Source organism: Roseateles noduli, from assembly GCF_050626985.1.
GTDB classification, from domain to species: domain Bacteria; phylum Pseudomonadota; class Gammaproteobacteria; order Burkholderiales; family Burkholderiaceae_C; genus Roseateles; species Roseateles noduli_A.
Genome location: NZ_CP192463.1, coordinates 5,005,566 through 5,018,344 on the forward strand (window position 1 = coordinate 5,005,566; position 12,779 = coordinate 5,018,344).

Here is a 12,779-nt window from a genome sequence, read left to right on the forward strand (position 1 = left end):
GATGGATCAAGGCCATCGCGACGCGCCCAAGGCGCGAAATCAGGCGATGGAAGCCGGCTGGCGTTCAGATGAGGGAAGGGCGCGATTTTACGCGGGGCTGTGGATAAGTCACTGCCTCATGGGCATCGCCAAGGACCTTGTTGGCGCCATTCACGGGTGGCGGCGACAATCCTTCTGCCATGAATTGCCGCCCCTCCTGCGCCGCCTGCTGCATCGCGCCGTCGATCAGCAGTCCTATCCCCGGCATGCCTGACGGCAAGCCGGCCGGGGTGCGCTGCATCCAGCTCGATGAAGCGCTGCGCTGCAAGATCTTTGGTCAACCGGAGCGGCCCGCGGTGTGCGGTTCCTTGCCTCCTTCCGAGGACATGTGCGGCGACTCCCGCGAGCAGGCGATGCGCTGGCTGGGCTGGATGGAAGAAGAGACGCGACCCGCTTGAGCGTCCCGTCGACCCGTCTCTCCGGGCTGGGGCGGCCGCCGCCCGGCCTGGGGCCCTGAAAGCACGCTGACAGCGGGCCCCGCGTAGAGTCGGACTTTCCAGAAGAACCTATCGGAGACTCCGCATGATCCCCATCGACGAGGACCGCCGCCGCTTCCTCCTGCAGTCCACTGCGCTCGGCGCCGCGGGTGCCGCCTTCGGCGCGTCGTTCCCTGCCTTTGCGCAATCGACCTGGCCATCGCGCAACGTGCGTTTCGTCGTGCCCTTCGCTCCGGGTGGCAGTAGCGAAATCGTCGCCCGCGCGACCGCCGCCGAACTCAGCAAGACGTTGGGACAGTCGGTCTACGTCGACAACAAGCCCGGCGGCGGCGGCAACATCGCGATGAGCGAGGTCGCCCGCGCGGAAGATCAGCACACGCTGATCCTCGGCCACATCGGCACGCTGGCAGTGAACCCGTACATCTACGACAAGCTGCCCTACGACCCCAACCGCGACTTCAAACCCATCACGCTGCTGGCCAAGGTGCCCAGCCTCTACGTCGTCCATCCTGACGTACCGGCGCGCAACCTGAAGGAGTGGGTGGCTCTCGTGCGCAAGAACCCGGGCAAGTTCAGCTACGGTTCCGCGGGCAACGGGAGCGCGGGGCACCTGGCGATGGAATACCTGAAGATGGTCGCCGACCTCTTCATCCTGCACGTGCCGTATCGCGGCACCGGCCCGCAGTTGACGGACCTGCTCGCGGGGCGCCTCGAGGCAGCCTCCGTGGGCGCGCCGGCCATCATGCAGTTCATCAAGGCGGGCAAGCTGCGCTGCATCGCGACAGGTTCCAAGGAGCGCCTGCCTCAACTGCCCGATGTGCCGACGGTCGCGGAACAAGGCTACCCCGGCTTCGAGATGACGCAGTGGTACGGGCTGTGCGCGCCGGCCAACCTGGCGCAAGCCAACGTCGACAAGCTGGCGGTCGAATCGGTGAAGGCGATCCGTTCCGCTTCGGCCCGGGAGCGTCTGAGCCATGACGCGGCCGAGGCTGTGGGCAACACGCCCGCGCAGTTCACGGCATTCATCGCGCAGGAGCAGCAGCGCTGGAAGCAGGTCGTGGCCCGCGCGAAGATCAAGCCCGATTGAACGGAAGAGATGGCGTCGGCGGGGCGCCGCTCACCGGTGCTGGACCGAGCGGAGGTCCTGCACCACCCGCCCGCCCTGCAGGCTGACGACGCGCTGCGCCGCCGCGATCGTTTCGGGGCGGTGCGCGATGACGATGCGCGTCAGCGGCAGCTGGCGAAGGCTCGCGTTGACGAGCCGCTCGCGCTCGACGTCGAGTGCGCTGGTGGCCTCGTCCAGGAACAGGAAACTCGGCCGCTTGTACAGCGCGCGCGCCAGCAGGATGCGCTGGCGCTGGCCGCCGGACAGGCTTGAGCCCATGTCGCCGATCAGCGTCTGCAGGCGCATCGGCATGGCCTCGATGTCCTCGAGCACACAGGCCAGCCTTGCGCACTCGCGCACCCAGTCCGGATCGACGTCGAGGTCGAAGAAGCTGATGTTGTCGGCAATGCTGCCGGCGAAAAGCTGGTCGTCCTGCATCACCGTGCCGATGCGTTCACGCCAGGCGTTCGCGCCCAACTGCGCCAGCGCCACGCCGCCGATGCGGATCTCACCGTGCTGCGGCGCATGGATGCCCAGCATCAGTTTCATCAGCGTCGTCTTGCCGCAGCCCGAAGGCCCGACGATCGCGACCGACTCCCCGGGTTCGATGCGCAGAGAGCAGCCGGCGATGACCTCCGGCTCGCCATCGGCGTAGCGGAAGCGCAGGCCGTCGAGCTCCAGCGCCGCGTCGTGCGGCACCGCGCGGCCGGGTGCTTCGAACTCCGCCTCGGGCGCGGTCAGCACGATGTCGGCCAGGCGTTCGCCCTGGAGCCGCAACATCTTCAACGCGACCACCTTGTCGATCAGCCCGGCGATGCGCTGGCTGAATTGGTCCTTGTAGGCGAGGAAGGCGAACAGCATGCCCACCGACAGCGCGTTGTCCAGCACCAGCATCGCGCCCATCGCGACGATGGCCACGCGTTCCAGACCGAACAGCAGCTTGTTGCCCTGTGTCATGCCGAGTTCGAGCTTGCGGCCGGTCAGCGACGCGTTCATCTGCTCGACGATCAGGTTGGCGAAGCGCGCGCCGCGATCCGCCTGCGCATTGAAGAGCTTGATCGCCTGCGCGCCGCGCAGCGATTCGAGGAAATGCGTGTTCTGGCGCGCCTCGTGGGTCAACGCTTCTTCCTGCGCATCGCGCAGCGGTCGGAAGCAGGCCCAGCGCAGCAGCGCGTAGCCGGCCACCGCGGCCAGCGCGACAGCCGTCAGACGACCGCTGTAAAGCACCATCATCGCCAGCGTCAGCAGCACCATCAGACCGTCGAGGATGGCCTCGATGAAGCTGCCCGTGAGCGTCTTCTGGATCTCCTGCACGCTGGAGAACCGAGACCAGATGTCGCCCAGGTGGCGTTTCTCGAACCAGGCGAGCGGCAGCCGCAGCAGATGCGAGAACACGTTGGAAAGCCACTGCAGGTTCAGCGATGCGGACAGGATCATCACCGCCCACGAGCGCAGCAGCCCGACACCCACTTGCAGCAGGACCAGCAGCGCGAAGCCGATGCCCAGCGTCACGAGCAGGTCGCGATCGGCGCTGACGATGACACCATCGACGGTCCATTGCAGCAGGAACGGCGCGAGGAGGCCGAGCAGCTCCAGCCCCAGGGCGAGGGCCAGGACTTGCGCGATCGAGCGTTTCAAGCCGGTCACGTGACCGAGCAGCTGGCGCCACTTCGGCGCAGGCGCAGGCGCCTTGCGTGCGAAGTCCATGCCCGGGCGCAATTCGAGGGCGACTCCGGTGAAATGCTTGGAGACCTCGGCCAGCATCAGCCGGCGCTCGCCATGCGCGGGATCGAGGACGACGGCACGGTCGCCGTCGACACGTTCCAGCACGACGAAGTGGTTGAAGTCCCAGTGCAGGATGCAGGGCGTCTGCAGCTTGTGCAGCGTCTGCGGCTCGGCGCGCAGGGCGCGCGCGGTGAGACCCAGTTGCGCGGCCATGCGCACCAGATCCGCCATGGTCAGACCCTTGAGGGAGACCGCGAAACGGTCACGCAACTCGCCGAGCGTCCAGCGCTGGCCATGCGCGCCCGCGACCATCGCGAGGCACGCAAGGCCACACTCGGCGGCTTCGGTTTGCAGGATGACGGGACGGCGGCGGCGCCAGCCGAGGTTCAGCCGCGACAGGATGCCGTCGGGCGTGGCGCCCGCGACAGGGGCGCCGGAAGAGGGGGCATCAGACACGGCGGACGAGGCTCAACAGCGGTTCGAAGATCCATTCGATCAGACGGCGCCGCTCGAGAAGCACGTCGGCTTCGAGAAGCATACCGGGGCTGAGCGTCTGGTCCTGCCCGTAGGCCTCGACCGACTGGCGCTGGAGCTGCACGGTGATGCGATACATCGGCTCGCCTTGCGCCATCGCGGCAGGCAGACCGAGTTGCGCGAGTTCCGCTGCCTGGAGCGGCGTACGCGAGACCTGCAACACCTCGCCTTGCTGCTGGCCGAACTTCTGATACGGGAACGCCTGGTAACGCAGCAGCACCGCCTGATGTGGCCGCAGGAAGCCGACGGCGCTGGACGGTGCGTAGAGGTGGGCCTGCAGTTGCGTGCGCGCTGGCAGCAGGGCGGCGAGTTGCGTGCCGGCCTGAACGACCTGGCCAGGCTCGGCGAGCACGGTGCTCATCTGACCGTCGCTGGGCGCACGCAATACCAGTCGCCTGCGCGCCTCGTTTTCGACGCCTTGCGCCTGCAGCGCGGCGATGTCGCGTGCGAGTTCCCCTTGCTGGACCTGGGCCTTCAACGGAATCGACTGAAGCTCAGCTTGCAAGCCCAACGCCTCCCGCTGCAGGTTCTCGCGCTCTCGCGCCAGCGCCTGCCGTTGGGCCTGCAAGCCAAGCAACTCCTCCCGCTTGGTCTGGACCTGGGCACTCGAAACGAACTGGTCTTTCGCCAGCGATTCGAGCCGTCCCAGACTCTGCTGCGCCAGCGCTTCGCGCTGGGCATGCAGCTGCAGCTCGGCATCAGCCTGCTGCAGTGTGGTTGCGAGCGTGGCGACCCGTGCCTTCAGCGACGCCGCCTGACTCTGCGCAAGTTCCCGCTGCTGCGCCTGCGCGGCGCCCAGCGATTGCTCACGATCCTTCAAGGTCCGCGACAGGCCATCGCCAGTCGGGTTGGCGCTGTCGAGCGACAGCACAAACAGAACGTCACCTTCGCGGACTTGCTGCCCGTCCTGGACGGGTCGTGCCATGACGGTGGCGCTTTGCGGCACGCTCAGCCGCATCACGCCCCGCTCGGGCACCAGCAGGCCGTTGACGCGGGCCTTGCGGGTGTATTCGGTACTGAACAGGAAGGCACCGACTGCGATCACGCCGCCCAGCGCCAGAATGCTCAGCCACTTCAACGTGGTCGGCCGATGCAATTGCACCGAACCCAGCCAGGCCTGCTGTTGCGAGGCCTGCGCCTCGGCGCGGAACAGCGCCACCACGATTTGCTACGCCTTGTTGCGAACCTGACGGTTCGCGAAGCCTGGAGGGTTTACCAAGTGCCCTTGGGTGCGGGTTCGACTTCCGCCGCGGACACGTCGACGAGGACGGTCTGCCCCACCAGCCACGTGCCCTTCGGAGCGCCACCGCCGACATGCACCAGGGACTGCAGGTCCAACTCGACCAGACCTTCTTCGACTTGCGTGTTGACGGCGATGTTTTGGGGTTGGGCTTGCATGAGAGGCTCCAGATTCGGTGACGTGCCCAGGAATGTGTTGAGCACGGAACGGATTGAAGCAGCGTGCGGACGCCCGCATAACTGTCAGCTCTTACAGTGTTTACAAGCTGGCGCCGAAGGCAGCATCAGCGAATCAGGCCCAGCCGCAGGGCCTTGAGCACCGCCTGGTGCTTGTTCGAGCAGGCCAGCTTGTGCATCGCATTGTTGATGTGCAAGACGGCCGTCCGCTCGGTGATGCTGAGGATCGCGCCGACTTCCCAGGCGGTCTTGCCTTCCATCGTCCAATGCAGGCACTCGAGCTCGCGCGGCGTGAGCCGCGGCGATTCGACGACCTTCTCTTCCGGCAGCAGCACGCGCAGCGCGGTGTCCACCGCGTGCACGGCGAACAGCTGAAGATCCGCGACCATGCGCGTCAACTGGCCCGAGTCGCTGGGCAACGGCTGATCGCGATCGACGCCGAGGACGAAATGCCGCCCCTCGGGCAGATGCAGCGCCAGGCAGATGCCGGTGCTGTAGCCGAATTGCGCCTGCGATTCCCAGATGTCGCTCGCGCCGTGTCGAGCGTAGGTCTGACGGTCCCAGACGATCGGCATGCTGTTGCGCTTGCAGTGCTGCATCACCGGATCGCGGCGGCCAAACTCCGGCGCATGCATCACTTCGGCGTAGCCCACGGGGCAGTTGTCGATGGTGATGAACTCGGTCTCGGCCAGCGTGTGATCGACGACCGTGATGGCCGACACCGTCTGGAAGTCCAGCTTATGCGCGAAGCGGATCACCTCACTGCGGAACTCTTCGCGTGAGCGCGCTTCCAGGACTGATTGATAACCGCCTTGCAGCATTGATCGCTCCGGCCCGTGGCCGGCCTAGTGGGCCTCTTCGGTCGCTGTGGCGGACCTGCTCGCCTGTCTGTGATCCGCCACGCGCCCTGTCGGGCCGCATAGGTCACGTGACGCATTCACGCCCCTGACAGGGTTTACAGCTGGCGAGCCGACCGCTTCGTGACCACACTTCTGGTCAAGGGGAGAAGCAGCAACCGCCGATCCGCAATAGCCAAACCAAACAATTCTGACAATGACACCAGCTTGGATTGTGTACGCGTGGCCACGAATATTGTGTGATGTCCAGCGTTTGCCCCGCTTACAGTTCGCGCATTTGAGCACGCGCGTGTTGGTGACGGGAGACGAGGATCACCCGGCCATGGGGCAAACCCTGTGGAGCGGCGAATCTGAATTCGGTGCGGCCGGTGTGGCGTGGGACTGGGTGCGCATGCCTTACGGGGTGGTGTCGATGGTCGATCCGATGGCGCTGGTGACCAACATGCAGTTCCTGAATGGTGAGGGCGAGGTGCTCGCGCCGATCGAATCGGCGATCCAGCTCAATGGCATCGTGCACATGCTGCCTTGGCAGGAGCAGGTCCAGCTGGCGCTCGCCACGCGCCACTGAGTACCCTGGTGCCGCTCATCGCGCCACCGCGGCGCGCATCGAGCGGGCCACCAGCGCGAGCCCGCCGAACGTGAGCGCGGCACCGACGATCACCGTCGGCATCACCTTCGCAAAGGTCAGCGGTTCGCCCTTGAGCACCTGCATCATGAGCTGGTTCTGACCGAGCCCCGGCACCCACAAGTGCCAGGAGGCCTCTCCCCCTGGATTGACGATGGCCACCATCGGCGTCAGGGCGATGGCGGTGATGACCAGCGTCGTGCTCGCCTGCGCCTCCTTGAAGGTCTTGGTGCGGATCGCCAGTGCCATCAGCACGGCGGACAGCCCCGCCCCCAGCGGGATCTGCAGCAGCAGGAAGCGCAACGCCTCGCCCCAGCCGAACTGGAACATCGCGGCGAGCGCGTCGCTGCGCATCAGCCATTGGCCGGGCAGGAAGCTGAGGTTGGACAGCACCGCGACCAGCAGACCGGCCATCAGCACGGCGGCCCACTTGCCCGCGACGATCGCTGAATGAGGCGCCGGGTTGACCAGCAGCGGCTCGAGCGAACCGCGCTCGCGTTCGCCGGCGGTGCTGTCGAGCGCCGCGGTCAGCGCGCCGTAGAGCACCGCCATCATGATGAACATCGGCAGCATCTGCGTCAGCCGCGTGGAGCGCGCCTGCATGCTGGCGAGGTCGCGTTCCTGGACATCGATCGGGCGGAGCTGCTGCGCGCCGATGCCGCGCATCGCGAGGGTCAGCGTCGCGCGTTCGCTGCTGAAGCCCTGCAGCAGGCGGCCGAGCGCGCCGACGCCGGCCTCCGCGCGCTGGTTGGCGCTGTCGCTCACGATCTCCACCGTCGCCGGCTCGCCGCCGGCGAGCAGCGTTTCGAAGTCCGCCGGCACGACGAGGACCGGATCGGTGAGCTTCGAATCGCGCAGCCGTGCTTCGTAGTCGACGGGCGCGGTCTTGATCGTGTAGGTCTGGCGCTCGATGTAGTTGCGCAGCGTGGGCGCGTGCTCGATGCCCGCGACGAGCACCTCGCGCTGCTCCGCGCGCTCCTGCAGCGAGGCCGCCAGTCCCGACATCAGGGTCAGCATCAGCGGGCCCATCAGCACCGATGGAACCAGCAGGCGCAGCAGCGTGCGACGGTCGCGGAGGGCGTCGAGGACCTCCTTGGCGAAGACCGTCCGGAAGGCTTTGAAGAACGGACCGTTCATGCGGACTCCAGGCGCGCGGGCGCGGCTTCAGGGAAGGCGAGGTCGACGAAGGCGTCCTCGAAGCGCTGGCGGCCGGTCTGCACCAGCAGTCCGTCGACGGTGCCCGTGGCCACCGAGCGGCCATGGGACATCACGACGACCTGGTCGCAGAGCTGTTCCACCTCTTGCATGATGTGGCTGGAGAAGACGATGCACTTGCCGCCGCCTTCGGGCGAGCGCAGGTGGCGCAGAACCTCGCGCAACGCGCGCGTGGCGACGACGTCCAGACCGTTGGTGGGCTCGTCCAGCACGATGTTGGCCGGGTCGTGGACGAGCGCGCGAGCCAGTGCGGTCTTCATCCGTTCGCCCTGGCTGAAGCCTTCGGCGCGGCGGTCAAGGATCGCGCGAAGGTCGAGCAACTCGGCCAGCGATTCGGCCCGTGCCTGCGCCTGGTCCATCGGCATGTCCTGCAACCGCGCGAAGTAGACGATGTTCTCGCGTGCCGTGAGTCGCGGGTACAGGCCGTGCGCGTCGCCGAGGATGCCCATCCGCGCCAAGGCCGCGCGCGGTTGCTTCAGCACGTCGAGACCGTCCACCTCGATCGTGCCGCGGTCGGGTGGGAAGAGGCCCGCGAGCATCCGCAACGATGTGGTCTTGCCGGCGCCGTTGGGGCCGAGCAGGCCGGTGATGCGACCGTTGGGCGCGTCGAGGTTCAGGTGCTCCACGGCGACGACCGTACGGGCCTGGGCCTTCTTTCCGAACATCGAGGCCAACGACCCTCCGCCGCGCGTCTGGAAGGTCTTGTGAAGCGCATGCAGGCGGATCATCGGTCGGACTCCCGGGCGGCGGAGGCGGCGGCCGCGATGGCAGCCGGCGTGGGGGGCAGGAACGCGGGCGGACGGGGCAGGCCCTTGACACAACTCGCGTCCACCTGAAGTGCGTCGGCGTCGCGCGACGCGTCGATGAACCGGAACAGCACGTCGCGCATGCAGGGCAGGGTCAGCGCGACGCCGTGGCCGGCGGCGCCGACGACGACGTGACGCGCCTGGTCACCGAGCGCCACCTTCACGCGTTGCCCGTGCCGCTCCGGCGTGGCGGGATCGTTGCCGCCGCTGGTGAGCAGAACCGGGGACCTTGCCGTCGGGATCGCATAGAAAGCCGGTGGCACCTCGCCGCGCGGCCACGCGCCGCAGACACGGGCGTAGAGGTCCCGGTCCAGCGTGCCGAAGTCGGGCGCGGGCGATTCGGTCGAGGCCGCGATGCGCGGCGCGTCCTCGGCGCAGACGACGGAAAAGTGCATGCCCTCGAAGATCCGCATCGCCCGCGATCCGCCGCCCAGTTGACCGGCCAGACCGGCCAACGCGTCGAAGCGACCCAGCGAGGCCTCGTGCAACGCGGCCGGAAGCGCCGCGGCGACGCTGGGGGCATACAGCGGCGGCCGGACCAGCCCGAGCAGGCCCTCCCGCGTCAGCGTCGCCTCTTCGGGCCGGCCGGTCAGCGGATGCGTGAACGAAACCTTGCGCGGCAGGCCCTTGAGCAGCCCTTGCCACTCGGATTGCAGACCGGGGAAACGCGCGGCGCAGGCGGTATCGGCCGCACAGGCAGTGAACACCGCGTCCAGCGCCCGCTGCGAGTCCTGCGAGAACGTGACCGGCAACACCATGTCGGGTGGCGCGACGCCGTCGATGACACTGCGGCGCACGCGATCGGGAAACTGACGCTGGTACTCGAGTGCCGCCCGCGTGCCGTAGGACGCGCCGACCAGGTTCCAGCGCTCGACGCCGAGCGCCGCGCGGACCGCGTCCATGTCCTGCATCGCGATCGTCGTCGTGAAGAAGCGCAAGTCGCCGTAGGGCAGCTGCTTCAACGCATCGCGGCACTGTTCCAGCAGCCGGACCTTGGCGCCCGGCTTCAGCAGTTCGTCGAGGCTGCGCCCGCTGTTGTCAGGGCAGGCCAGCGGTGCCGACCGTCCGGTGCCCCGCTGGTCGATGAACACGAGATCGCGGCGGTAGTTCAGCCGGGACAGCCGGGGCATCACTGAGGCCGTCAGCGCGATGGCGCTCTGACCAGGCCCGCCGGCAAGCAGCAGCACCGGATCCGGCAGCTTGTTGCGCGCCAGCGCGGGCACGACGACGTAGTGCACGTCGATGTGGACGCCGTCCGGTCGGGCGGGATCAAGCGGGCGCTTGAGGCTCCCGCACAGGACCTCGGTGGGCACGCCCTCGACGCGGCAGGGCTGCAGCGCGCGGCCAGGGGCTTCGGCCCGCGCTGCGACGCCGGACAAGCCCGCCACGGCGGACATCGCCATCAGGGCCAGGGCGCGGATCGGCCGGGCTCGGGGGACAGGGCTTGCCCCGGGACGCATCGTCATCAACTCGCTCCTCCTTGGTGCCCGGCGATTATGGCGAGCGGGAGGCGCGCGCGAGGGTGCCTTCGGTCAGCTTTCCGACCCGCTTTCCCTGCGACCGAACATGCCCCAGCCTTCCATGCTCATCACCTGCTCGTCCTTCTGGTTGAAGACTTCCCAGGCCGAACGCACCAGACCGATCTGCGGACGGCTGCGGCTGGCCTTGGTCTCCAGCACGCGCATGCGCACGCGCAACGTGTCGCCGGGGCGCACCGGCTTGAGCCAGCGCAGGTTGTCGATGCCGGGCGAGCCCTGGCTGGTGGAGTCCAGGAGGTAGGCGTCGCACATCATGCGCATGACCAGCGCGCAGGTCTGCCAGCCGCTGATCGACAGACCGCCCAGCACGGAGGCATCGGCGGCGGCTTCATCCAGATGCAGCGGTTGCGGGTCGTAGGCGGCGGCGAAGGCGAGACCCTCTTCGCGGTCGACCAGACGCGAGCCGAACTCGCGCACCTGGCCGACGGTGAAGTCTTCGAACGCATAGGTCTTGGCGGAGGAGGCAGTGCTCATGGAGGAGGCCCTTGGACGCGGTGGGGACTGGCAGACTGTACGAGTACGGTCGACGGGCCGCTCGCCGGCAGGCAGTTCCTGATGGGCAACCAGCTCTCGGTGGCCGACGCCTGCCTGTTCACCGTCTCGAACTGGGGCCAGCACGTCGGCGTCGACCTGGCCGGCTATCCGGACCCGGTCGCCTACCGCGGCCGCATCGCGGCGCGGCCGGCGGTCCAGGAAGCGATGAAGGCTGAAGGCCTGGTGAAGTAGATCGGGACGAGGAGGGCCTCAGCCCTTCTTCTTCAGCAGCGACTCGCAGGCGCTCTTGTCGCCGGCGTCCTGCTTGGCGCAGACGCCGTCCAGCTGGGTACGCAGACGTGTGAGCGAGGCGTCGTGCTGCCCGCTCGCGTTCCACGCCACCAGCTGGCTGCCGACCTTCTGCAGCGAGCGCGCGCTGCGCTCGTAGAAGGCGCCCTTGTCCTTCTCGGCCTCGGCCAGCAACTGCGCCGCGGCCTTCTCGATGCGGGCCGAATCCTGCGGCGTCAGCTCGACCAGCGCGCTCAGGTAGTTCGATCCCCATTGCAGACGGGTGGCGGGGCCTTCGCTCTTGTTGAAAGCCTCCTCGTACCAGCGCAGCGCCTCGTCCTTCTTGCCCTGCTTGCGGGCGTTGCTGCCGAGGGAGCTCATCAGGTAGTACGGGCTGTGGCTCTTGGCGATGCTGGCCTTCAGCAGCGCGTCGCTGTCGCTCCACAGGCCGGCACGTCCGAGCAGGTAGGCCGCCGACGTGATCACCGCCTGGCGCTCATAGCCGTCGGTGACTTCCTTGTCCACCTTGGCGGCATGGGCCTTGGCCTCGGCCAGCAACGGCGCCGGCAGCTTGGGAGCGAGCTCGTCCTTCTTCTGGTCGAGGCGTGCCAGCTCGACACGCGCCAGCAGCGACTGCAGCCGGTCGGCGCGCGACAGCGAGGCGTCGGCCTCGAAGCGCTTCAGCGCCACATCGAACTTCGCGACCAGCGCCTGCCGGTCCGCGCCAGCCGCGGGGGCGAGCGCGCGAACGATGTCGTCGCCGTTGTTGCTCAGCACGTCCATCTGCGCACGGGCGGCGGCCGGGTCTGCCAGCACCTGATCGACGCGCGCGCGCAGGGCGGCGTCGGCCTTCAGGGCGCCGCCGCCTTCGGTGGCGGCCAGCGCCTTCAGCCACAGGCGCGTGGTCGTCTCCTCATCGACGCCCTGGCTCGCTGCCGCCAGCTTCGCGAGCAACGCCGGACGCTGCGCGGCGGGCACCAGCTGCTGTTCATCGGTTTCCCACGAATAGAAGCCCAGCAGCTTCCACTCGTTGGCGGAGATCTTCTTGCCGGCCTGCGCGTCGGCCAGCACGGTCTTCACCGGACGACCGCCGGCCAGGCCCAGCTGCAGCACGCGCAGCACCTGCGGCGCGTCGACTTCGCCCGGCAGGCGGGTGAGTTCCTGACCGTCGTTGCTGAACAGGATCATGGTCGGGTAGCCGCGCACCTTGAAACGCGCGCCCAGGCGCTGGGCGCCGGGGTTGTCGCCGTCGATGTGGACCGCGACGAACGCGCGCGACTGCTCGATGAAGTCGGCGCGGTTGAACAGCGTCGCTTTGAGCTGGTTGCACGGCGGGCACCACTTGGCGCCCCAGTACAGCAGCACCGGCTTCTTCTCGCCACGGGCCTGGGTGAAGGCGCGCTCGATGTCGGCGTCGCCGGAGGCCTCCTGCCACGACACCGAGGCCGAGGCGCTCGCGGCCATGGCCGTGGGCATCAGCGCCGGCAGCGCGCCGATCGTGGACAACGCGGCGGCGAGGGCGGTCAGACGGGCGGCCGAGCGGAGACGACGGGCCATCGAGGTGGGAAAGGTCATGGCAGGAATCGCGGCCTCGTGAGCCGGCCGATGTCGAGGAAGCTGGCATTGTGGCGCCGCGCCGCAGAACCCGATATGCGGGACGCTTCTAATCTTGCACGCCACTAGGGACCCTCTCCCCCTTCCCTGGGCGCAAGACGCGTCC

14 protein-coding genes are annotated in these 12,779 nt (G+C 68.1%); 5 read left to right on the plus strand and 9 right to left on the minus strand.

All coding sequences use genetic code 11. From position 1 onward, the window contains the following. Position 1 precedes the first annotated feature (1 nt). The 3 genes from ACQ4L4_RS21710 (at position 2) to ACQ4L4_RS21720 (ending at position 1,563) form a co-directional block, all read left to right on the plus strand. Complete coding sequence (locus tag ACQ4L4_RS21710; protein ID WP_431105039.1) at positions 2 to 253, plus strand: hypothetical protein; 252 nt, start codon at positions 2 to 4, stop codon at positions 251 to 253. After that, the gene (locus ACQ4L4_RS21715; RefSeq protein WP_431104988.1) at positions 180 to 437 is read left to right on the plus strand and encodes a YkgJ family cysteine cluster protein; all 258 of its coding nucleotides are present in this window, start codon (positions 180 to 182) and stop codon (positions 435 to 437) included. Before ACQ4L4_RS21710 ends, ACQ4L4_RS21715 begins: the two co-directional genes overlap by 74 nt. Positions 438 to 561: 124 nt before the next feature. Continuing rightward, entirely contained in the window at positions 562 to 1,563 is a 1,002-nt protein-coding gene (locus tag ACQ4L4_RS21720; protein ID WP_431100930.1) for a Bug family tripartite tricarboxylate transporter substrate binding protein, read from the plus strand. Positions 1,564 to 1,593: 30 nt separating this feature from the next. On the opposite strand, the gene ACQ4L4_RS21725 is transcribed toward ACQ4L4_RS21720, so the two are convergent. The 4 genes from ACQ4L4_RS21725 to ACQ4L4_RS21740 all read right to left on the minus strand — a co-directional run bounded on the left by ACQ4L4_RS21725 (position 1,594) and on the right by ACQ4L4_RS21740 (position 6,077). Beyond that, a complete protein-coding gene (locus ACQ4L4_RS21725; protein ID WP_431100931.1) occupies positions 1,594 to 3,762 on the minus strand; it encodes a peptidase domain-containing ABC transporter in 2,169 nt (722 codons plus the stop codon). Beyond that, entirely contained in the window at positions 3,755 to 5,002 is a 1,248-nt protein-coding gene (locus ACQ4L4_RS21730) for an HlyD family secretion protein (protein WP_431100932.1), read from the minus strand. The genes ACQ4L4_RS21725 and ACQ4L4_RS21730 overlap by 8 nt, the downstream gene beginning before the upstream one ends. 50 nt (positions 5,003 to 5,052) lie before the next feature. After that, positions 5,053 to 5,238, minus strand: coding sequence for a hypothetical protein (locus ACQ4L4_RS21735; RefSeq protein WP_377158806.1), 186 nt, complete (start codon positions 5,236 to 5,238; stop codon positions 5,053 to 5,055). Between the two features lie 125 nt (positions 5,239 to 5,363). After that, positions 5,364 to 6,077, minus strand: coding sequence for a helix-turn-helix transcriptional regulator (locus ACQ4L4_RS21740; RefSeq protein WP_431100933.1), 714 nt, complete (start codon positions 6,075 to 6,077; stop codon positions 5,364 to 5,366). Between the two features lie 358 nt (positions 6,078 to 6,435). Here ACQ4L4_RS21740 and ACQ4L4_RS21745 point away from each other — a divergent pair, with 358 nt between their 5' ends. Then, positions 6,436 to 6,681, plus strand: a complete 246-nt coding sequence (locus ACQ4L4_RS21745; RefSeq protein ID WP_067280137.1) for a hypothetical protein — start codon at positions 6,436 to 6,438, stop codon at positions 6,679 to 6,681. 15 nt (positions 6,682 to 6,696) lie between these two features. Here the strand turns inward: ACQ4L4_RS21745 and ACQ4L4_RS21750 are convergent, their stop codons facing one another. From ACQ4L4_RS21750 to ACQ4L4_RS21765, 4 genes are all read right to left on the minus strand, one after another. After that, a complete protein-coding gene (locus ACQ4L4_RS21750; protein WP_431100934.1) occupies positions 6,697 to 7,875 on the minus strand; it encodes an ABC transporter permease in 1,179 nt (392 codons plus the stop codon). After that, positions 7,872 to 8,681, minus strand: a complete 810-nt coding sequence (locus ACQ4L4_RS21755) for an ATP-binding cassette domain-containing protein (protein ID WP_431100935.1) — start codon at positions 8,679 to 8,681, stop codon at positions 7,872 to 7,874. Before ACQ4L4_RS21755 ends, ACQ4L4_RS21750 begins: the two co-directional genes overlap by 4 nt. After that, a complete protein-coding gene (locus ACQ4L4_RS21760) occupies positions 8,678 to 10,225 on the minus strand; it encodes an alpha/beta hydrolase (protein WP_431100936.1) in 1,548 nt (515 codons plus the stop codon). Before ACQ4L4_RS21760 ends, ACQ4L4_RS21755 begins: the two co-directional genes overlap by 4 nt. A 66-nt stretch (positions 10,226 to 10,291) precedes the next feature. Next, positions 10,292 to 10,771, minus strand: a complete 480-nt coding sequence (locus tag ACQ4L4_RS21765) for a MaoC family dehydratase (RefSeq protein ID WP_431100937.1) — start codon at positions 10,769 to 10,771, stop codon at positions 10,292 to 10,294. A 27-nt stretch (positions 10,772 to 10,798) separates the two neighbouring features. Between ACQ4L4_RS21765 and ACQ4L4_RS21770 the strand changes: the two genes are divergently transcribed. Then, positions 10,799 to 11,023 (plus strand): glutathione binding-like protein, encoded by a 225-nt coding sequence (locus ACQ4L4_RS21770; RefSeq protein WP_431104989.1) that lies wholly within the window; start codon positions 10,799 to 10,801, stop codon positions 11,021 to 11,023. A gap of 18 nt (positions 11,024 to 11,041) precedes the next feature. Here the strand turns inward: ACQ4L4_RS21770 and ACQ4L4_RS21775 are convergent, their stop codons facing one another. Next, positions 11,042 to 12,634 (minus strand): thioredoxin family protein, encoded by a 1,593-nt coding sequence (locus ACQ4L4_RS21775; RefSeq protein WP_431100938.1) that lies wholly within the window; start codon positions 12,632 to 12,634, stop codon positions 11,042 to 11,044. Between the last annotated feature and the right edge of the window lie 145 nt (positions 12,635 to 12,779).